This window comes from Streptomyces sp. NPDC003327 (assembly GCF_053589515.1).
Genome location: NZ_JBSFSA010000060.1, coordinates 1 through 20,915 on the forward strand (window position 1 = coordinate 1; position 20,915 = coordinate 20,915).

General features: G+C 73.0%; 15 protein-coding genes. 3 read left to right on the forward strand and 12 right to left on the reverse strand.

Annotated elements, in window-relative coordinates; translation table 11 throughout:
- Positions 1 to 138 precede the first annotated feature (138 nt).
- From ACWDVG_RS29190 to ACWDVG_RS29230, 9 genes are all read right to left on the reverse strand, one after another.
- Complete coding sequence (locus ACWDVG_RS29190) at positions 139 to 1,251, reverse strand: pseudouridine synthase (protein ID WP_451703584.1); 1,113 nt, start codon at positions 1,249 to 1,251, stop codon at positions 139 to 141.
- Positions 1,251 to 1,850 (reverse strand): SMC-Scp complex subunit ScpB, encoded by a 600-nt coding sequence (gene scpB / locus ACWDVG_RS29195; RefSeq protein WP_451703586.1) that lies wholly within the window; start codon positions 1,848 to 1,850, stop codon positions 1,251 to 1,253. The genes ACWDVG_RS29190 and scpB overlap by 1 nt, the downstream gene beginning before the upstream one ends.
- On the reverse strand, positions 1,847 to 2,806 hold the full coding sequence (locus tag ACWDVG_RS29200) for a segregation and condensation protein A (RefSeq protein ID WP_451703587.1): 960 nt from the start codon (positions 2,804 to 2,806) through the stop codon (positions 1,847 to 1,849). Before ACWDVG_RS29200 ends, scpB begins: the two co-directional genes overlap by 4 nt.
- Before the next feature lie 47 nt (positions 2,807 to 2,853).
- A complete protein-coding gene (locus tag ACWDVG_RS29205) occupies positions 2,854 to 3,363 on the reverse strand; it encodes a hypothetical protein (protein ID WP_451703624.1) in 510 nt (169 codons plus the stop codon).
- Positions 3,360 to 4,385 carry a ParA family protein gene (locus ACWDVG_RS29210; protein WP_030212665.1) on the reverse strand — a complete coding sequence of 342 codons (1,026 nt, stop codon included), beginning with the start codon at positions 4,383 to 4,385 and terminating at the stop codon, positions 3,360 to 3,362. The genes ACWDVG_RS29205 and ACWDVG_RS29210 overlap by 4 nt, the downstream gene beginning before the upstream one ends.
- Positions 4,386 to 4,846: 461 nt before the next feature.
- Positions 4,847 to 5,962 carry an alanine dehydrogenase gene (gene ald, locus ACWDVG_RS29215; protein WP_451703588.1) on the reverse strand — a complete coding sequence of 372 codons (1,116 nt, stop codon included), beginning with the start codon at positions 5,960 to 5,962 and terminating at the stop codon, positions 4,847 to 4,849.
- Between the two features lie 146 nt (positions 5,963 to 6,108).
- Positions 6,109 to 8,097 carry an NB-ARC domain-containing protein gene (locus ACWDVG_RS29220; protein ID WP_451703590.1) on the reverse strand — a complete coding sequence of 663 codons (1,989 nt, stop codon included), beginning with the start codon at positions 8,095 to 8,097 and terminating at the stop codon, positions 6,109 to 6,111.
- A gap of 307 nt (positions 8,098 to 8,404) precedes the next feature.
- The gene (locus ACWDVG_RS29225; protein WP_451703592.1) at positions 8,405 to 9,031 is read right to left on the reverse strand and encodes an NUDIX domain-containing protein; all 627 of its coding nucleotides are present in this window, start codon (positions 9,029 to 9,031) and stop codon (positions 8,405 to 8,407) included.
- A gap of 80 nt (positions 9,032 to 9,111) precedes the next feature.
- Complete coding sequence (locus ACWDVG_RS29230; RefSeq protein WP_451703593.1) at positions 9,112 to 10,761, reverse strand: CTP synthase; 1,650 nt, start codon at positions 10,759 to 10,761, stop codon at positions 9,112 to 9,114.
- A gap of 500 nt (positions 10,762 to 11,261) precedes the next feature.
- On the opposite strand from ACWDVG_RS29230, the gene ACWDVG_RS29235 reads away from it, so the two are divergent.
- Complete coding sequence (locus ACWDVG_RS29235; RefSeq protein WP_451703595.1) at positions 11,262 to 13,064, forward strand: glycoside hydrolase family 15 protein; 1,803 nt, start codon at positions 11,262 to 11,264, stop codon at positions 13,062 to 13,064.
- A 108-nt stretch (positions 13,065 to 13,172) separates the two neighbouring features.
- Positions 13,173 to 14,573 (forward strand): FAD-binding oxidoreductase, encoded by a 1,401-nt coding sequence (locus tag ACWDVG_RS29240; RefSeq protein WP_451703597.1) that lies wholly within the window; start codon positions 13,173 to 13,175, stop codon positions 14,571 to 14,573.
- Positions 14,574 to 14,601: 28 nt separating this feature from the next.
- Here the strand turns inward: ACWDVG_RS29240 and ACWDVG_RS29245 are convergent, their stop codons facing one another.
- Both ACWDVG_RS29245 and ACWDVG_RS29250 read right to left on the reverse strand, forming a co-directional pair.
- Positions 14,602 to 16,242, reverse strand: a complete 1,641-nt coding sequence (locus tag ACWDVG_RS29245; protein WP_451703599.1) for a flavin monoamine oxidase family protein — start codon at positions 16,240 to 16,242, stop codon at positions 14,602 to 14,604.
- Between the two features lie 51 nt (positions 16,243 to 16,293).
- On the reverse strand, positions 16,294 to 17,814 hold the full coding sequence (locus tag ACWDVG_RS29250) for an APC family permease (RefSeq protein ID WP_451703600.1): 1,521 nt from the start codon (positions 17,812 to 17,814) through the stop codon (positions 16,294 to 16,296).
- Positions 17,815 to 17,976: 162 nt separating this feature from the next.
- On the opposite strand from ACWDVG_RS29250, the gene ACWDVG_RS29255 reads away from it, so the two are divergent.
- Complete coding sequence (locus ACWDVG_RS29255; protein WP_451703602.1) at positions 17,977 to 19,599, forward strand: PucR family transcriptional regulator; 1,623 nt, start codon at positions 17,977 to 17,979, stop codon at positions 19,597 to 19,599.
- Positions 19,600 to 19,791: 192 nt separating this feature from the next.
- Here ACWDVG_RS29255 and ACWDVG_RS29260 read toward each other — a convergent pair whose 3' ends face one another.
- Entirely contained in the window at positions 19,792 to 20,880 is a 1,089-nt protein-coding gene (locus ACWDVG_RS29260) for a glycosyltransferase family 4 protein (protein ID WP_451703604.1), read from the reverse strand.
- Between the last annotated feature and the right edge of the window lie 35 nt (positions 20,881 to 20,915).

The following is a 20,915-nucleotide window of genomic DNA, read 5'->3' on the forward strand; positions in this document are numbered from 1 at the left end:
CAAACAAAAAAAAACAAACAAAATATAAACGGGGGGGGGGGCGCCCCAACAACAAAAACACCCCCCCCCGCCCCGGGGGGCGCCCCCCCCCCCCCCCTCCTCTCGTCGTCGCGACGGGGCGTCCGTCCGACGGTTCGGCTACAGGCCGACTTCCTTCATCAGCATGCCGACCTCGGTGTTGGACAGGCGGCGCAGCCAGCCCGACTTCTGGTCGCCCAGGGTGATCGGGCCGAAGGCGGTGCGGACCAGCTTCTCCACCGGGAAGCCCGCCTCGGCGAGCATGCGGCGCACGATGTGCTTGCGGCCCTCGTGCAGCACGACCTCGACCAGGTAGTTCTTGCCGGTCTGCTCGACCACGCGGAAGTGGTCCGCGCGGACGTAGCCGTCCTCCAGCTGGATGCCCTCCTTCAGCCGCTTGCCGACCTCGCGGGGCAGCGGGCCGGTGATGGCGGCCAGGTAGGTCTTCTTCACGCCGTACTTGGGGTGCGTGAGGCGGTGGGCCAGCTCGCCGTGGTTGGTGAGCAGGATGATGCCCTCGGTCTCCGTGTCGAGCCGGCCGACGTGGAACAGCCGGGTCTCGCGGTTGGTGACGTAGTCGCCGAGGCACTGGCGGCCGTCCGGGTCCTCCATGGTGGAGACGACGCCGGCCGGCTTGTTCAGGGCGAAGAACTGGTACGACTGCGTGGCGACCGTCAGGCCGTCGACGCGGATCTCGTCCTTCTCCGGGTCGACCCGGAGGCCCTGCTCGACGACGATGCTGCCGTTGACCTCGACGCGGGACTGCTCGATGAGCTCCTCGCAGGCGCGGCGCGAGCCGTAGCCGGCCCGGGCCAGGACCTTCTGCAGCCGCTCGCCCTCCTGCTCGGCGCCCGGGAAGGTCTTCGGGGTCTTGATCTCGGGCTTGTTCGCGTACCGCTCCCGGTTGCGCTCCTCGGCGCGGGCGTCGTACTCGCGCGAGCGCGCCGGGGCCGTGCGGCCGCCGCCCCGCTTCGGGGACTGCTTGGGACCGCCCTTGGCACCGCCGCGGGCGGCGTCGCCGCGACCGCGCTTGGAGCCGCCGTCGGCGGGACGGCCCGCGAGGCCGTCGACGTCGTAGCTCCGCTCCTCGGGGCGGGGGCGGCGCGGGCGGCCGGCGCTCTGGCCCCGCTCGTCGCGGCCGTTCCCCGCACCCCTGTAGTTGCCGCGGCCGCCGCTCTTGGCACCACGGCTCCCGCCGTTGTTTCCGCTGTTCCTGCCGCTGCTGCTTCGCATCACACTTCCGTCGTCTCGTCTGCGGGGTCGTCTTCGTCCGGGTCGAACGACGGAACGCCTTCCAGGGAGTCCGGCTCGACCGCTTCCGCCTCGGGCAGGAAGGGCGCGAGCTCCGGAAGTTCGTCCAGGCCGCGCAGGCCCATCCGCTCCAGGAAGTAGTTCGTCGTCCTGTACAGGATCGCACCTGTTTCGGGTTCCGCGCCCGCCTCCTCCACGAGACCCCGCTGGAGGAGGGTGCGCATCACGCCGTCGCAGTTCACCCCGCGCACGGCGGAGACCCGGGAACGGCTGACCGGCTGGCGGTACGCGACGACCGCGAGGGTCTCCAGGGCCGCCTGGGTGAGCCGCGCCTGCTGGCCGTCGAGCACGAAGGCCTCGACGGCCGGGGCGTGGGCGGCGCGCGTGTAGTAGCGCCAGCCGCCCGCGACCCGCCGCAGCTCGAAGCCCCGGCCCTCGGCGGTGTACTCGTCGGCCAGCTCGTGCAGGGCGTCGGCGACCTCGCGCGGGGTGCGGTCCAGGACCTTGGCGAGGTGCTGTTCGGTGGCGGGCTCGTCGACGACCATGAGGACGGCTTCGAGGGATGGCTTGAGATCGCTCATGCCGGCTGGTCCTCCTGGTCGAACTCTTCCGTGACGCGGGTCTCGCCGTCCCCGCCGGTCCAGGAGACGGTGAGGTCTCCGAGGGCGGTCTCCTGGACGAGGGCGACCGCCTTCTCCCGGTACAGCTCCAGGAGGGCGAGGAAGCGGGCGACGACGGTGAGGGTGTCGCCGGCGTCCTCGGCCAGCTCCCGGAAGCTCGCCGTCCCGCGCTCGCGCAGCAGGGCGACGACGAGGGCGGCCTGCTCGCGGACGCTGACGAGCGGGGCGTGGATGTGGTCGACGTACACCTGCGGCTCGGGCTTCGGCCGCATGGCCTTGACGGCCAGCTTCGCGAAGCCCTCGGCGCCGATGGAGATGACGACCTCGGGCAGCAGCTCGGCGTGCTGGGGCTCCAGGCCGACCGTCCGGGGGTGGCGGCGCCCCTCCGTCTTCCACCGCTCGCCGAAGATCTCGGCGATCCGCTTGTACGCGCGGTACTGGAGGAGCCGCGCGAACAGCAGGTCGCGCGCCTCCAGGAGCGCGAGGTCGGCCTCGTCCTCGACCTCGGCGGCGGGCAGCAGCCGGGCGGCCTTGAGGTCGAGCAGCGTGGCGGCGACGACGAGGAACTCGGTGGTCTGGTCGAGGTCGCCGTCGGGCCCGAGGGCCCGGATGTGCGCCATGAACTCGTCGGTGACCCGGGAGAGCGCGACCTCCGTGACGTCGAGCCGGTGCCGGCTGATGAGCTGGAGCAGCAGATCGAACGGCCCCTCGAAGTTCGCGAGCCGTACGGTGAACCTGCCGTCCCCGCCGCTGGAACCGCCCTCGCCCTCCGCCGCGGGAGCGGGCTGCGGCGCGGGAGCGGGGCCTGGCGCCACCGCAGCGGGTTCCGGTGCCGGGGTGGCCGTCGGCGCGCCCCCGCCGCGGCCGAGGAGGCGGCGGCGGGACGGGCGGGACGTTTCGGCAGGGGGTTCGTGCATGGGGGCGGTCCAGGGAGAACAGGGGTGCGACAGCCCGCAGGCTACCGTCAGCGGCCGCGCAGGCGGCGGACGAGGATGCTCGCGTCGCCCCGCGACTCCAGGTCCGCCAGGACCACCGCGACCGCCTCGCGGACGATCCGCCCCCGGTCGACGGCGAGGCCGTGCTCGCCCCTGAGCACGAGCCGGGCGTGCTCCAGGTCCATCAGCTCCTCGGCGGAGACGTAGACCGTGATCTTCTCGTCGTGCCGCTCGCGGCCGCTGGGCCGCCGGCTCGCGGTGCGAGCGCGCCGCCTGGCCGCCGCCGGAGCGGGGGCCGCCGCGGCGGCGGGAGCGGGGGCCTCCGGCTCCGGCGCCACGCGGGCGCGCGGCTCGGACGCCTCGGAACCGGCCGCCGCGTGCTCCGCGGAGCCCTGGCCCGCCCCGGTCCCGGAACCCTCGGCACCCGCCGCGGTGTCGCTCTCGCCCGCCGGAGCGGGCACGGTCCGGCGGGGCGCGGACGCCTGGAGCGCCATCCCCCCGGTCGTACGGAAGAGTTCGTCGGCTCCGGGCAGACTCACTCGGCGTGACACCGGGCGAGCACCTCCCTGGCGAGCTGGCGGTAGGCGGCGGCGCCCACGGAGTTGGAGGCGTAGGTGGTGATGGGCTCGCCGGCGACGGTGGTCTCCGGGAAGCGGACGGTCCGGCCGATGACCGTGTGGTACACGTGGTCGTCGAAGGCCTCGACGACGCGCGCGAGGACCTCGCGGCTGTGCACGGTCCGGGAGTCGTACATCGTGGCGAGGATGCCGTCGAGCTCCAGCTCGGGGTTGAGCCGCTCCTGGACCTTCTCGATGGTCTCGGTCAGCAGGGCCACACCGCGCAGCGCGAAGAACTCGCACTCCAGCGGGACGATGACCTTGTGGGCCGCCGTCAGGGCGTTGACGGTCAGCAGGCCGAGCGAGGGCTGACAGTCGATCACGATGTAGTCGTAGTCGTTCATCAGCGGCTTCAGGGCGCGCTGCAGCGTCGACTCGCGCGCGACCTCGGAGACCAGCTGGACCTCGGCGGCCGAGAGGTCGATGTTGCTCGGCAGCAGGTCCATGTTGGGCACGGCGGTCTTGAGGAGGACCTCGTCGGCCGACATGCCCCGCTCCATGAGCAGGTTGTAGACGGTGAGGTCGAGCTCCATCGGGTTCACGCCGAGTCCGACCGACAGGGCTCCCTGCGGGTCGAAGTCGACGAGCAGCACCCGTCGTCCGTACTCGGCGAGCGCGGCGCCCAGGTTGATGGTCGACGTGGTCTTGCCGACGCCGCCCTTCTGGTTGCACATCGCGATGATCTTCGCGGGTCCGTGGTCCGTCAGCGGGCCCGGGATCGGGAAGTACGGGAGGGGCCGTCCGGTGGGGCCGATCCGCTCGCGGCGCTGGCGGGCAGCGTCGGGTGCGAGGGTGGCCGCGTACTCCGGATCGGGCTCGTACTCGGCGTCGGGGTCGTAGAAGTGCCCCTCGGGCACCTCGTCGTAGGCGGCGAAGTGGGTGGACTCTCGGCCCATCTCGTTGCCGGCCGTGGCGTTCACGTGTAGGCCGTCCATCGTCTTCATCGTGTGGGCTGTCGTCATGGGCTGGTGCGTCGCGAAGGTCCGCACCGCGACGGAGCCGATCGGGGCACCTGGCGCACCGCTCCCGGGAGTAATTGTCGACTCATTCACAAGTCGTCTTACCTCCTTGGATGTGACCAGGAACATTTATCGATAGGTCAGCGTGGCACCATGCCGACGGTTGGCGACTCTATGGCGTGTCACCGGTCCGCAGCAACACAATCCGCCGGACCCGGCCCGATGTGTCGGCAACCGAACACGTCTCTGTCAAGGGTGCGCAGCCATGCATCCACACGTTTCAGGGGTGTGCGAAACGGCTAAAGTGTTACGTTCGACGCGAGTTGACCGAACGTTACGGCACGGCCGCAGACACGGTCGGCCGGACCTTGTCGAACAAGGTCCGGCCGGGTGTGTGACATTGACGGCGCGGATTGACGGGGGTTCCGTCAAGGGCCCGTCGGGGCTCAGCCCAGGAGGGTGTTCAGCTCCACGTGCTCCAGGCCGTGGGCCTCGGCGACCTCCTTGTAAACCACCTTGCCGTCATGGGTGTTGAGACCCAGGGCGAGCGCGGGGTCACGGCGCAGCGCCTCGACCCAGCCGTTGTTCGCCAGCGACACGATGTAGGGCAGCGTGGCGTTGGTGAGGGCGTAGGTGGAGGTGTTCGGGACGGCGCCGGGCATGTTCGCGACGCAGTAGAAGACCGAGTTGTGGACCTGGAAGGTCGGCTCGGCGTGGGTGGTCGGGTGGGAGTCCTCGAAGCAGCCGCCCTGGTCGATCGCAATGTCGACAAGGACACTTCCGGGCTTCATCTTGGCGACGAGCTCGTTGGTGACCAGCTTCGGGGCCTTGGCGCCCGGGATGAGGACGGCGCCGATGACGAGGTCGGCCTCGACGACGGCCTTCTCCAGCTCGAAGGCGTTGGAGACGATCGTCTGCACCTTGGTGCCGAAGATCTTGTCGGCCTCGCGGAGCTTGTTGATGTCCCGGTCGAGCAGGGTCACGTGGAAGCCCATGCCGACGGCGATCTGGGTGGCGTTCCAGCCGGAGACGCCGCCGCCGATGACGACGGCCTTGCCGGCATGGGTGCCGGGGACGCCGCCGGGGAGGACGCCGCGGCCGCCGGCCGAGCGCATCAGGTGGTAGGCGCCGACCTGCGGGGCCAGGCGGCCCGCGACCTCGGACATCGGGGCGAGCAGCGGGAGCGCGCGGTTCGCGGTCTCGACCGTCTCGTACGCGATGGCGGTGGTGCCGGACGCCAGGAGCGCGTCGGTGCACTCCTTGGAGGCGGCGAGGTGCAGGTAGGTGAAGAGGGTCTGGTCCTTGCGGAGGCGGTGGTACTCCTCCGCGATGGGCTCCTTGACCTTGAGCAGCAGGTCGGCGGTGGCCCAGACCTCGTCGGCGGTGGGGAGGATCGCGGCGCCGGCGGCGACGTACTCCTCGTCCGTGATCGAGGAGCCGAGACCGGCGTTCCGCTCGACGAAGACCTGGTGGCCGTTGCGGACGAGCTCGTGGACACCGGCGGGGGTGATGGCCACGCGGAACTCGTTGTTCTTGACCTCGCGGGGGATGCCGACCTTCATCGTCGATCACGGTCCTTGAATCAGGGGGATAACTGGGGCACTGCGATACATACCCGGATGCACTACGGCGCACCGGGGCAGACCACGTTCCTACGCGGCTCACCCAGTCTAATGAAGGAGTTCTCTCTGTCTAGCCTTTCAAAGTACTAATCTTCCGAGGACCCACTGCGGATTTCGTAGGCAGTTCCTTCCGTTTCCAGAAGACGCTCGGCCGCAAGCCGGTGCAGACCGGCGGCCGCCGGATCGCCGAGCCGGTCGAGGGTGTCGGCCAGCCTGAGCTGGAGCGCGGCCTGGAGCCTGGTGTCCCCGGCCCGGCGGGCCCACTCCACCGCCTCCTCGCAGGTGCGCAGCGACTCCTCGGGGCGCCCCGCGTACTCCTGGACCCGGGCCGCCTCGCTCAACGCCCGCGCGTGACCGGGGAGATCGGCGAGCCGCCGGTAGCCGGCGGCGGCGGCCTTCCAGTTCCGCAGCGCCTCCCCGTACCGCCCCGCGTAGGTCTGCACGGCGCCGAGACGGGCGTACAGGCGGGCCTGGTCGGCGCGCTCGTCGCGGGCGAGCCGCTGGGCGAGCGCCCGGCCGTACCAGTCACCGGCCCGGTGCCAGTCCCCCAGCTCCTGATAGCTGCCACCTACGGATTCCATCGCGCGACCGGTGGCGTACGGGTCATTTGCTGCGCGCCCGGCCTCCAATGCCAACCGATATCGCAGCAGGGCCTCCCTCGTGCGCCCCGTTCTGGCATCCAGGTCGCCGAGGTTCAGCAGGGCCGCGGCCCGCTCCCGGTGCAGTCCGCGCCGCTCGGCCACGTCCAGGACCAGCCGGTGCAGGCCGTACAGCTCGGGCGCGGCGGCCTCCGCCCCCCGGTGGGCGGCGAGCGCCCGGACCAGCGAGGCGACGAGCCGGCGCGCGAGGGTGTCGAGCTCCCCGTCGGCGACGGCGAGCCGGGCGGAGGCGAGCAGCACGGGCTGCCGGGTGCGCAGCCAGTCGGCGGCCGCGGCGGCGCTCGGGAAGCGCAGGGCGCGCGGGAGTCCGGCCAGCCGGCGGCGGGCGGAGGAGCCCTCGGGTTCGGTGACCGCACGGCAGGACTGGAGGAGCCGTACGGTCCGCTCCAGCATCCGGGCCCGGGCGAGCTGCACCTCGGCGGGCCGGTCGCGCTCCTCCAGCTGGGCGCGGAGCAGGGGGACGAGGTGGCCGGGCACGTCGTACTGCCCGTCCTCGGCGGGCGAGACGAGCCCGAGGGCGGCGAAGTCGGCGAGCGTGGTGGCGGCGGCCGAGACGGAGCAGCCCGCGAGGGCGGAGGCGGTGTGGGCGTCGGCCCGGCCGAGCGGGGCGAGCGCCAGGAAGCGCAGTATCCGGGCGGCCGACTGCGGGAGGGCCTCGTGGGCGAGGAGGAAGGACCGGGTGAGCGGGTCGCCGGAGAGCCCGCGCAGCCGCTTGGCGAGGTCGGCGACGGAGGCCTTGGGGCGCCCGGCGAGCCAGCCGCCGGCGAGGACGACGGCGGCGGGCAGTCCGCCGCACTCCTCGACGAGCGTCTCCGCGGCCTGGGGGTCGACCGTGATCCGCACGGAGCCGGTGTGCACGGTGAGCAGCTCGATGGCCGACTTGGGGTCGAGGCCGCCGAGGGTGCAGGGCCGGACGTCGGGGATGCCGGTGAGCGGGCCGCGGGCGACGGCGACGACCAGGGCGCCGGGGTCGTCGGGGATCAGCGGGTCGGCCTGCTCGGCGTCGACGGCGTCGTCGAGGAGCAGCAGGGCGCGGCGGTCGGCGAGGGCGCCGCGGACGAGTGCGGTGAGCTCGTCCTCCTCGGCGCCGGGCGGTTCGGCGACGCCGAGGGCGGCGAGGAGTTCCTGGGCGGCGCGGCCGGTGGGGACGGGGTCGCCGCCGGGTTCGGTGAGCCGCACGCGGTAGCTGCCGCCGGGGTAGCGGTCGGCGAGCCCTGCGATCAGTTCCTCGGCGAGGGAGGTGCGTCCGGAGCCGGGCTTCCCGGCGATGAGGAGGACCCGGGCGCGGGGCGCCTTGCGGCCGGTGAGCGTGTCGAGGCCGGTCCGCTCGATGTCGGCGCGCAGGGCCTTGAGCTCCCGCTGCCGCCCGAAGAACTGCCGGCTGCCCGCCCCTGCTGCCAGCGCCTGATCCGTCACGGCCACGCTCCCGTTCCACCTGCGCACGAGCCGATCCCGCGGGGTCTCCGCACGGGTGTTTCCGAGCGTAGTTCAGCCCGTGGGGCGCTTCCGGCGGAGCACGGCGGACACATCGCCCGATCGGATCAGCCGATGGTCACACCGCACCGCGACCGGCCCGTCCGACGCACGGGCCCGCCCCGCACCCGGAGCCGCCGCCCGCCCCGCACCGCTGGCCCGCGCCCGCCCCGCACGGGGAGCCGCCGCCCGCCCCGCACCGCTGGCCCGCGCCCGCCCCGCACGGGGAGCCGCCGCCCGCCCCGACGTGCTACGCCTCGAAAGGACGCGCCGGCCAGGGCGCCTCCGCCGGGCGGAGGTCGTCCAGGCGCCCCTCCGCCCGGGCGGCGGTCAGCGCGAGCGCGCCGATGACCAGGCAGCTGTTGTGCAGCTCGCCCGCCAGGACCCCGCGCACCAGATCCGCCAGCGGCACCCGGGCCAGCTCCATGTCGGCCTCCTCGTCGGCGACCTCGTACCGCTCGCCCTCCGCCTCCGCGAGGTCCCGGGCGAGGAAGATCCGCACGGCCTCGTCGGTGCCGCCCGGCGAGGTGTAGACGTCGGTCAGGACCCGCCAGTCCTCCGCCTTGACGTGCGCCTCCTCGTACAGCTCGCGCTGGGCGGCGTGCAGCGGGTTCTCGCCGGGCACGTCGAGCAGCCCGGCCGGGATCTCCCAGAGCTTCTGCCGCACCGGGTGGCGGTACTGCCGCAGGACGACGACCCGGTCCTGCTCGTCGAGGGCGAGGACGGCCACCGACCCGGGGTGCACCTGGTAGTCCCGGCGCGCGACCGCCCCGTCCGGCATGGTCACGGAGTCCGTGCGGACGCCCGTCTTGGCGCCCTCGAACGGCATCTCGGTGGCGACGACCCGCCACTCCTCCGGGGTGTCCTGCACCTGCATCGCTCGTCCTCCCACTGACGAAAAACCGGGGTACGGGTTCCGGAAGGAACCCGTACCCCGGCAACGTTAACGCCAGCCGGCTACTTCGCCGTCTTGCGCTCGACGGCCGCCTTGACCAGACCCGCGAAGAGCGGGTGCGGGCGGGTCGGGCGGGACTTCAGCTCCGGGTGCGCCTGCGTGGCGACCAGGTAGGGGTGGACCTCGCGCGGGTACTCGACGAACTCGACGAGCTTGTTGTCCGGCGAGGTGCCGGAGAAGACCAGACCGGCCTTCTTCTCCAGCTCGGCGCGGTACGCGTTGTTCACCTCGTAGCGGTGACGGTGGCGCTCCTCGACGTACGGCTCGTCGGCGTAGGCCTCGCGGACGACGGAACCCTCGGCGAGCTTGGCCGGGTAGAGGCCCAGGCGCATCGTTCCGCCCAGGTCGCCCGCGCCCTCCACGTACGCCAGCTGCTCCTCCATCGTGGAGACGACGGGGTGCGCGGTGGCCGGGTCGAACTCGGTGGAGTTGGCCTCGGGGATGTCGGCGAGGTTCCGGGCGGCCTCGATGACGATGCACTGGAGGCCGAGGCAGATGCCGAGCAGCGGCACCTTCTTCTCGCGGGCGTACTGGATGGCGCCGACCTTGCCGCTCACACCGCGGTCGCCGAAGCCGCCGGGGATGAGGATCGCGTCGACGTCACCGAGCTGCTTCTCGGCGCCGGCCGGGGTCTTGCAGTCGTCGGAGGTGACCCACTTGACCTTGACGCGGGCCTTGTTCGCGAAGCCGCCGGCGCGCATGGCCTCGGTGACCGAGAGGTAGGCGTCGGGCAGGTCGATGTACTTGCCGACGAGCGCGACGGTGACCTCGTGCTCCGGGTTGTGGACGCGGTCGAGGAGGTCCTCCCAGACGGTCCAGTCCACGTCGCGGAAGGGCAGGTCGAGCTTGCGGACGACGTAGGCGTCCAGGCCCTCGGTGTGCAGCACCTTGGGGATGTCGTAGATCGACTTGGCGTCGATGGCGGCGACGACCGCGGCCTCGTCGACGTCGCACATCAGCGAGATCTTGCGCTTGATGGCGGTCGGGACCTCGCGGTCGGCGCGCAGCACGATCGCGTCGGGCTGGATGCCGATGTTGCGCAGGGCGGCGACGGAGTGCTGGGTCGGCTTGGTCTTCAGCTCGCCGGAGGGGCCGATGTAGGGCAGCAGCGAGATGTGCACGACGAAGACGTTGTCGCGGCCGACCTCGTGGCGGACCTGGCGGACGGTCTCCAGGAACGGCAGCGACTCGATGTCGCCGACCGTGCCGCCGACCTCCGTGATGACGACGTCGACGTCGTCGGTGGCCATGCGGCGGATGCGGGACTTGATCTCGTTGGTGATGTGCGGGATGACCTGCACGGTGTCACCGAGGTACTCGCCGCGCCGCTCCTTGGCGATGACCTGCGAGTAGACCTGGCCGGTGGTGACGTTGGCCGAGCCGTCGAGGTCGACGTCGAGGAAGCGCTCGTAGTGGCCGATGTCCAGGTCGGTCTCGGCGCCGTCGTTGGTGACGAACACCTCGCCGTGCTGGAAGGGGTTCATCGTGCCGGGGTCGACGTTCAGGTACGGGTCGAGCTTCTGCATCGTGACCCGAAGGCCCCGCGCCTTCAGGAGCGCACCCAGGCTGGAGGCGGTCAGGCCCTTGCCGAGGGAGGAGGCGACACCCCCGGTGACGAAGATGTGCTTGGTCGTCGTGGTGTTGGGCGGCATCGCCAAGAGGGGGCTCCCGTGGTCGCGTTCTGGAGGTGCGTTCCGGCGTCCCCTCCGGAAGAATCGGGGGGTGCCGTCGCTGCGGTTGCGGGGTCCTCGGCTGTCGCCGTTTCCCACCGGTCCACGGGGTACCAGGGTATCAGCGACGAAGGGAGACCGCTTCCGGCCACGCGTGGCAGTCGGGTGCACACGGACCGCCACGCGGGCGCCCGCCGCGGGCCCGTCTGTCGGGGGCCCCGTGCGGGAACCCGCCGGTGGGGCCGGTGTTCACCCGGGTGGAGCAGCGCCGTCACCTGCGTGATCGCGACGCACCCGAAGGTGCGACGTATCCTGCTCGGACCTGCCCGCCAAGCCGGCCGGCCGACCGCACCACCCCGCCCGTCGACCGGACCACGAGCCCGTCGACGACCCTTGACCGCCGAATCCGCCGGCACATCAGGCACACAAGACCCGCAAGCGCCCCACGGGGCGGACATGGCCGTTCGACTGGAGTGAAGCACGTGGCCGGGCGTATCGAGGATTACGCACTCATCGGAGACATGCAGACGGCAGCGCTCGTCTGCCGGGACGGCAGCGTCGACTGGCTCTGCCTGCCCCGCTTCGACTCGCACGCGATCTTCGCCGGATTGCTCGGCACGGAGGAGCACGGCTTCTGGCGGGTGGCTCCCGCCGGCCCCGAGGGGGCCGATCCCGCCCCCGCCGACCGGCGGCGCTACGTCGGCGACTCGCTGGTCCTGGAGTCCGAGTGGGACACCGACCGCGGATCCGTCCGGGTCACCGACTTCATGCCGCCGCGCGACGGCGCGCCGCAGCTGATCCGGATCGTGGAGGGGATCAGCGGCCGCGTGCCGATGCGCTCCGCGCTGCGGATGCGGTTCAGCTACGGCCGGATCGTGCCCTGGGTGCACAAGGTCGGGGACCGCACGGTCGCCGTCGCCGGGCCGGACTCGGTCTGGCTGGACACCGAGGTGGAGACGCACGGTGAGCACCTGACCACGTACTCCGAGTTCACCGTGACGCCCGGGGACCGGATCGCCTTCACGATCTCCTGGCAGCCCTCGCACAAGGAGCCGCCGCCGCTGCCGGAGCCGGAGACCTCCCTGGAGGCGTCCCTGGCCTTCTGGCGCGAGTGGGTCGAGCACTGCACGTACCACGGCCCCTACCGGGAGGCGGTGGTCCGCTCGCTGATCACCCTGAAGGCGCTGACGTACGCGCCGACCGGCGGGATCGTGGCCGCCCCGACCACCTCGCTGCCCGAGGAGATCGGCGGCGTGCGGAACTGGGACTACCGCTACACCTGGCTGCGGGACGCGGCGATCACCCTCTCCTCGATGCTGCGGACCGGCTACCGTGACGAGGCCCGCGCCTGGCGGGACTGGCTGCTCCGCGCGGTCGCGGGCGACCCGGAGAACCTGCAGATCATGTACGGCATCGCGGGCGAGCGCGAGCTCGGCGAGGCGGAGCTGGACTGGCTGCCGGGGTACGAGAACTCGGGCCCCGTCCGGGTCGGCAACGGCGCGGCCAACCAGCTCCAGCTGGACGTCTACGGCGAGGTCACCGAGGCCCTGCACCTGGCGCACATGACCGGTCTGTCCCGCAACGACTACGCCTCCCTGCTCCAGATCAAGCTGATCAACTACCTGGAGCAGCACTGGGACCAGCCCGACGAGGGCATCTGGGAGGTGCGCGGCCCGCGCCGCCACTTCACCCACTCCAAGGTGATGGCCTGGGTGGCCGTGGACCGCACGATCAAGCTGATCGAGTCCGGGGACGCGGACGGGCCGCTGGAGCGCTGGCGCGCGCTGCGCGACGAGATCCACCGGGACGTGTGCGAGAAGGGCTACGACCGGGAGCGGAACACCTTCACGCAGTCGTACGGCTCGAAGGAGCTGGACGCCTCGCTGCTCCTGATCCCGCAGATGGGCTTCCTGCCGCCGGACGACAAGCGGGTCATCGGCACGATCGAGGCGATCCAGCGGGAGCTGTCCACCGACGACGGCTTCGTGCTGCGCTACCCCACGGCCGGCGAGGAGGCCGGGGTCGACGGCCTGGAGGGCGACGAGGGCGCGTTCCTCGCCTGCTCCTTCTGGCTCGCGGACGACCTGGCGATGATCGGCCGGGTCGACGAGGCCCGCACGCTCTTCGAGAAGCTGCTCGCGCTCCGCAACGACCTGGGGCTGCTGGCCGAGGAGTGGGACCCGAAGCTCCAGCGGCAGGTGGGCAACTTCCCGCAGGCGTTCAGCCACGTGCCGCTGATCGACACGGCCCTGCGCCTCACGGCGAGCGGCGCGTACGGCGGCTGAGCCTCCCGCGAGCGGTGCGTACGGCGGCTGCACCCGCGGCCCGAGCGGCGGACGGACCCCCGGCCTACGATGAAAGGGTCCCGTCCCCCGTACGAAAGGGGGGCTCCCATGGCTCCCCGTACCACCGCCGTTCCCGACAGCGCCCTGTCCGGCCTCCGCGAGGATCTCGCCGGTGAGGTGTACGTGCCGGGCGATCCCGGCTACGACGAGGCCCGGGCCGTCCACAACGGCATGATCGACCGGCGTCCGGCGGTGATCGCGCAGTGCGCGACCGAGGCGGACGTCTCCAACGCGGTCCTCTTCGGGCGCGAGACGGGGCTGCCGATCGCGGTGCGCGGCGGCGGCCACAGCGTCGCCGGCGCGTCGGTCGTCGACGCCGGCCTGGTCGTCGACCTGCGCCGGATGCACACCGCCGTCGTCGACCCGGAGGGCATGACGGTACGGATCGGGGGCGGCGCGACCATGAGCCACCTGGACCGCGCCACCCAGCCCTTCCACCTGGCGACGACGGGCGGCCGGGTCTCCACGACGGGCGTGGGCGGCTTCGTGCTCGGCGGCGGCTCGGGCTGGCTGGAGCGGAAGTTCGGGCTCGCCTCGGACAACCTGATGGCCGCCGAGCTGATCACGGCGGACGGGCGGCACGTCGTCGCGGGCCCGGAGGAGAACCCGGAGCTGTTCTGGGCGCTGCACGGCGGCGGCGGGAACTTCGGGGTGGTGACCTCGCTGACGCTGCGGCTGCACCCGCTGCCGGTGATGAGCGTCGCGCTGCTCCTCTTCCCGGCCCGGTACGGCCACGAGGTGGTGCGGGCCTTCCGCGAGCTGGGCGCGACGGCGCCGGACGAGGTGGGCGGCGGGGTCCTCTACTTCCCCGCGCCGCCCGAGCCGTTCGTGCCCCCGCACCTGGTGGGGACGCTGGTCTGCGCCGCGCTGGTGACGTACGCCGGGCCGGTGGCCGGGGTGCGGCACGTCGCCTCGCCGCTGCTCGCGCTGCGGCCCGTGGTGGAGATCGTCTCGGAGATGCCGTACGCGGACCTCCAGTGCATGCTGGACGACCCGCCGGGGCTGCGGAACTACTGGTCGGCGGAGTATCTGGGCGCCTTCCCCGACGAGGCGGTGGACGCGTTCTGCGCCCGGGGCGAGCGGATCCCGGAGGGGACGGCCACGCAGCACGTGCTGTTCATGATGGGCGGGGCGGTGGCGGCGGGTCCCTCCGGCTACCCGCAGCCGTGGCGTACGGCCCCGTGGGCGGTGCACCCGTTCGCCACGTGGACGGATCCGGCGGACGACGGCCGGGTGGTGCAGTGGGTGCACGACGTCCGCGCCGACATGCGGCCGTGGTCGACGGACGCCGTGTACCTCAACTTCATCGGTGCGGAGGGCGAGAAGCGGGTCGTCGCCGGGTTCGGGGCCGACAACCAGCCGCGGCTGGCCGCCGTGAAGGCGGCGTTCGACCCCGACAACGTCTTCCGCCTCAACCACAACATCGCCCCGGCCCCCGCCCCGCTCTGATCCCGGGGCGGAGGCGGCGGGGGCCAGGTCACCGCAGGGCCGCGATCACCTCCCGCGCGGCCCGCTCGCCCTCGGTGGCGCCGCCCTCCATGAAGCCCTGGAAGTCGTACGAACAGTGCTCGCCGCCGATGTGGACGTTGCCCTGGGCGGTGCCCTCGTACCCCGCGTACCGGTGGAGGTAGCCGACGGGCCAGCAGGAGTACGCGCCCAGCGCGTACGGGTTCTTGTGCCAGGCGGAGAGCTGGGCGCGCCCGGTGTAGGCCCGTGAGGTGCCGGGGAAGAAGGCGTCGATCCCGGCGAGGTAGCGGGTGACCAGGCTCCGCACGTACGGGTCGGACTCGGTGGAGAACGGCCCGGCCGGGTTGAGGTTCCGGGCCAGGGTGCCACCGTTGTACTGGATGAGGATGCCGCCGGTGCCGCCCTGGATCTTGGTGGTGTCCCAGGTCTGCTGGACCTCGCTGTCGGTGAAGCAGTCGCCCGCGGAGACGCCGGGCCAGGGTCCGGTGCCGCGCCAGGGGCGGGTGGCGAACTGCATGTTCAGCTTGGTGCAGTGGCCCATGCGGGCGTCCCTCAGCAGGTTCCGCATGAGCGGGTCGAAGGCGGCCTGGGTGAGGTCGAGCCGCTTCAGGACGGGCAGCGGGACGCACAGGACGGTGTGGTCGGCGGTGACGGTCCGGGTGGTGCCCGCCTCGGTGAAGGTGAGCGTCTGGGTGCCGTCGGCGTTGGCCCGTACGGCCTCCAGGGACCATCCCATGCGCAGGGTGCCCGGCTTCAGGGCCCCGGCGACGGCGTTCGGGAGCCGGTCGTTGCCGCCGACGACGTGGTAGCGCTCGTTGGACAGGCCCCAGACGTTGAAGTTGCCCGGATTGGTCTGGTAGCCCATCAGGAGCACGAGGGCGAGCGAGGACTGCTCGGTGGTGTCGGCGCCGTACTCGACGTTGTAGGCGACGTCGATGAACTTGCCGAGCGGGGAGGCGTGCCCGCCGGGGACGCGGGTCTCGATCCACTCGTATATCGACATGGTGTCGAGGGCGGTGCCGGCGGGTGTGGTCCGGTTCCACGTGACCTCACCGGCCTCCAGGAGGTCGCGGTGGAGCGCCTGGTAGACGCCGTTGAAGTCCTCGTCGGCCTGGTGGCGCGGGTAGTAGGCGCCGTCGAACCACAGCACCTCCTCGGCGCCGTTGGGCCCGCCGCCGAGGAAGTCCTCGGTGGGGAGGCCGAAGCGGCGGCAGAGTTCGAGGATCTTCTTGTGGCTGGTGTCGATCAGCTCGCCGCCGATCTCGGAGGTCTGGCCGTACGCCCAGTGGCCGCGCTGGGTCCACATGCGGCCGCCGACCCGGGAGGGGTTGGCCTCGTAGAGCACGGGGCTGAGCCCCGCGTCCTGGAGGGTGAGGGCGGCGGTGAGGCCGGAGATCCCGGCGCCGACGACGACGATCCGGGCGGTGCTGTCGATCGGCGGGTCGGCGGGGGCGGCGACGGCCGGGGCGGTGGCGGCCGCCCCGGCGGCGACGGCCACGCCGGCCGCGGCGGCGGCCTTGAGGAGCGCGCGGCGCCCGAGGGCGTCGCCGCGCAGGCCTCTGAGCTCGTCCACCGGGATGCCGAGCCGTCGGGCGTCGGCGTGCTCGGCGGCGAGGTGCTTCAGGAGGTGCATCGGGTTGGTGCGTGCCATGGGGCGCTCCTGGAGGGATGAAGGAGTGATGCGGGGGGGGACGAAGAGGGGTCAGCTCTGGGGTACGGAGGCGGGGGCGGGGGCCGCGGCCGGTTCGGCGGGCCGCTCGGTGGCGTCCTCCAGGACGATGCGGCCGATGATCTCGTACCGCTCGGGCCGCCTGGCCCTGAGGTACAGACCGAGGCCGAGCCCGCCGAAGAAGACCAGGGCGACGATCCAGGGGATGGCCTTGAAGAAGAGGGAGTCGGCGGCGAGCCCGGCGGCGGTCTCCATGTTGACGATCAGCAGGACGACGACTGCGGTCATGCCGATGCCGCCGAGGAGCGGGGCCGTGAACGTCCTGAACCAGTGCCGGTCCTCGGGGTGGTTCTTGCGGAAGTAGCCGATGACGGCGAAGGAGCAGAGGGTCTGGACGATGAGGATCGCCATGGTGCCGAGGATGGCGAGCAGCGTGTAGAGGTGGATGTACGGGTCCTGGCCGGTGAGCCAGAAGGCGCCGACGAGGACCACGGCGATCGCGCTCTGCGTGAAGGAGGCGATGTACGGGGAGCCGTGGCGGGCGTGGGTGCGGCCGAGCGCCGGGTGGAGGAAGCCCTCGCGGCCGATGGCGTACAGGTAGCGCGAGGCGCACTGGTGGAAGGCCATGCCGCAGGCGAAGGAGCCGGTGAGCAGCAGCCACTGGAAGGCGTCGACGGCCCAGGCGCCGATGAAGGACTGGGTGGGCGCGAAGAACAGGTCGAGCGGGGAGGCGGAGGAGGACAGCTTCACGGAACCGGTGAGCCCGTTCCCGGCGATCGTCATCCACGACACGTAGATGTAGAAGAGGCCGACGCCGACGACGGAGATCAGCGTGGCCCGCGGGATGACCCGCTTGGGGTCGCGGGACTCCTCGCCGTACATGGCGGTCGACTCGAAGCCGACCCACGACCAGAAGGCGAAGAAGAGGCCGAGTCCGGCGGACGCGCCGGTGAAGGCGTTCTTCGGGTTGATCGGCTCGACGGGGATGCCGTCGGGGCCGCCGCCGGAGAGCAGGACGGCGGTGGCGACGGCGAAGAGGACCGCGATCTCGGCGATCAGCATCACGCCGAGCGCCTTGGCGGTCAGGTTGATGTCGAAGTACGACAGGACGGCCGTGACGGCCAGCATCGCCGCCGCGTACAGGATCCAGGGCAGGTCGACGCCGAGCTGGTCGGCGACGGTCGTCCGGGTGAAGTAGGCGAAGACGCCGACGATCGAGGCCTCGAAGACGATGTACGCGAGGACGGCGAGCATGCCCGATGCCATGCCGGCGATCCGGCCGAGGCCGTGCGAGATGTAGCCGTAGAAGGCGCCCGCCGCGGTGATCCGTTTGGCCATGGCGACGTAGCCGACGGAGAACACGGTGAGGACGAGCGTCGCGAAGAGGTAACCGGCGGGCGCGCCGGTGCCGTTGCCGAAGCCGACGGCGATGGGGAGGTTGCCGGTCATCGCGGTGATCGGTGCGGCGGTGGCGACGGCCATGAAGACGACGCCGACCAGACCGACCGAGTTCGCCTTCAGCCGGTGGACCTCTGGGGTGGGGTTTTCTGCCATGGCGCGAGAGCATCCTCGGACGTGACGCAGGCCACAATCGACATGCGGTCGCGCAAATCCCCCTCAGGGACGACGAGTTGTCGCCCCGTTGTACGAAGTGTCCGGGGCCGTGACCGTGCGGTGATGTCGCCGAAACAGCGGCGCGGGGTAGCGTCCGGGCCCATGGACAATCAGGGCGGGATCACCGTGCAGCGGGCGCTCGAACTTCCGGGCCTGCGCGGCGGGCTCCCGGAGGTCGTGGCCGGCGCGGAGCGGCTGCACCGCACGGTGCGCTGGGTGCACGCGGGCGAGGTCCCCAACATCGCCTCGCTGCTCAAGGGCGGCGAGCTGCTCCTCACGACCGGCCTCGGTCTCGGCACCCGCCCGGCCGAGCAGCGCGCCTTCGTCCGGCGGCTCGCCGACCGGGGCATCGCCGCGCTCGTCGTCGAGCTCGGCCCGCGCTTCGCCAGGCTCCCGGCGACGATAGTGGAGACGGCCAGGGCGGCCGGCCTGCCACTCGTGCAGCTGCACCGCGAGGTTCCCTTCGTCGCGGTCACGGAGGAGATCCACACCGAGATCGTCAACGGCCACTACGCCCTCCATCGGCAGGCCGAGGAGGTCCACCGGCAGTGCACGGAGGCGCTGCTCGGCGGCGGCGGAGTGCCGCAGGTGCTCCGCGTCCTGTCGGACTTCGCCGCCAACCCGGTCTTCCTGGAGACCGCCGACGGACAGCTGCTGTACGCGGCGGGCGCCGAGTCCGGGCCGGCGGACCCGCTCCAGGTGTGGGACGGGCTGCGCGGCCAGCGGGCCGCCCGCGAGTCGGGGCCGCCCACCGGCACGGTCCTGGTCGACGTGCCCGGCGGCGGCCCCGGCACGGGCTCCGTACGGGCCCGTCTCGTCCTGCTCTCGGTCTCGGGGGCGCTCTCCCCGGTGCACCGGATGGCGGCCGAGCGCGCGGCGGGGCTCCTCGCGGTCGTCCTCATGCAGGCCCGGCAGGAGGAGGAGCTGGCGGCGCGCGGCCGGGGCGACTTCCTGACCGACCTGGCCGAGGGCCGGATCACGGCGGAGGCCGCCCCGGCCCAGGCCCGGGTCCTCGGCTTCAAACCGGGCGACGGCCCGCTGCTGCCCGTGGTGATGCGCCTGGCCCCCGAACTGTCCCCGTCCGGCAACTGGGCGCTCCTCGCCCGCGCCGTCCTGGAGGAGCTGTCCGCCGTGGGCGTCCCCGCCCTGCTGGGCGTCCGCCCGGTGGAGGGCCGGGTGCCGCTGCTGCTCGGCCTGCGCTCGGAGTCGGAGCGGACGGCCGTCGCCGACCGGGTCGCGGCGGCGCTGCGCGCCGGGGTGGAGCGGGCCGGGCTCGAACGGGCGGGGGCGCACCCGCCGGTCGTCGTGGTGGGCGTCGCGGGCGGCTGGGCGGCCGCCTCCGCGGGCCTGCGGCACGCGGCGGAGACGGCGACGGCGGCGCAGGGCCTGATGGACCGGCCCTGGTACGACGCCCGGCGCCTCGACATCGACCTGCTGCTGTGGCGGCTCCGGGAGCACCCGGACCTCGCGGCGTTCGTGGACCGCGCGATCGGCCCGCTGCGCGACCACGACCGCGCCTCGCGGCCGCCGCTGCTGCCCACCCTGGAGACGTACCTGGCGCACGCGGGCCGCAAGGCGGAGACGGCGCGCGAGCTGCACCTCAACCGCCAGACGCTCTACAACCGCCTGGCGCGCATCGCCGAGCTGCTGGGCACGGACCTCGACGACCCCCAGACGGTCCTGGCCCTCAGCCTCGCACTGCGCGCCCGCCGCCACACCACCTGAACGCCCCCGCTGCGGCCACCCCCGCTGCCCCACCCCGGTGTGGGCAATCGTCCCGCGGGGCGGGTGGGCACACCGGACGGCGCGCCCGCCGGCGCCCGAGGTCCCCGGACCCGGTGACCCCCGGGACGGTGCCCCTCCGCGGGACCAGGACCGGCGCCGGGCCGCGCGCCCCGGACCCCGGACCCCGGGGGCTCAGCTCGCGGACAGCTCGTCGTACACGCTCAGGACGTGCGCCACCGTCTCGTCCTCCGTCGGCCACGTCCCCGCCTGTACCCTCCCCGCCGCCGCCAGGTCCATCCGCCGCTCCGCGTCCTCCAGCAACCCCCGCACCGCCCCGGCCAGCGCCTCCGCGTCCCCGTACGGCACGAGTTCCGCCGCGTCCCCGACCAGCTCCGGGACGCCCCCGACCGCGGTGGCGACGAGCGGCACGCCGAGCCGCAGCGCCTCCTGCGCGAGCAGGGAGCGGGCCTCCCACCGGGAGGGCAGGACGGCGACGTCGGCCGCGGCCAGCAGCTCCGCCACGTCGTCGCGCCGCCCGATGAGCCGCACCGCGAGCCCCTCCTCGGTGACGCGCCGCTGCAGGGCGGCCCGGCGGCGCCCTTCGCCGGCGACGACGAGGAGCGGCTGCGGATCGAGGTCCCGCCACACCCGTGCCGCGTCGAGGAGGGTCCCGTACCCCCGGCCCGGTTCGAGGGCGCCGACGGCCATGATCAGGGGCCGGTCGACGGCGCCGAGTTCGGCGCGGGCCTTGCCGTCGTGGAGGCAGACGGGGCCCCGGGCGGGCGGCACGGTGACGGGGGCGAGGCGCGCGTCCCTGGCTCCGCGCCGCCGGGCGCGGTCGACGAGTTCGGAGGAGGTGCCGAGGACGACGGCGGCGCCGCGGGCGGCCTGGCGTTCCATGAGCCGCAGCAGCCCGCCGCGCGGCCCGTCGGCGTGGACGCGGCTGTGCCAGGTGGCCACGAGCGGGGTGCGGGCGCCGACGCCGCCGCCGGAGAGCGCGAGGGCGGCGCGCACGGAGGCGTGCAGGCCGTGGGCGTGGACGACGTCGGCGCCGATGCAGGCGTTGCGGAGGGCGGCGACGGTGGCGGGCCCGCCGAGGCGCGGCAGCGGCACGAAGTGCGCGCCCGCGCCGAGGTAGTCGTAGGCGTGGTCGAGTTCGGCCGGGGCGCACACGGTCACCCGCACGCCCCTCGCCACCAGCCCCGAGGCAAGTGATCGGACGTGCGCGCTGCTGCCCGCGCTGCCGCCGCCCAGCACTTGGACCGTACGGAGCTGTGTCACGCGCCCAAGGATGCCAGTCCGCGCCCCGGACCGTA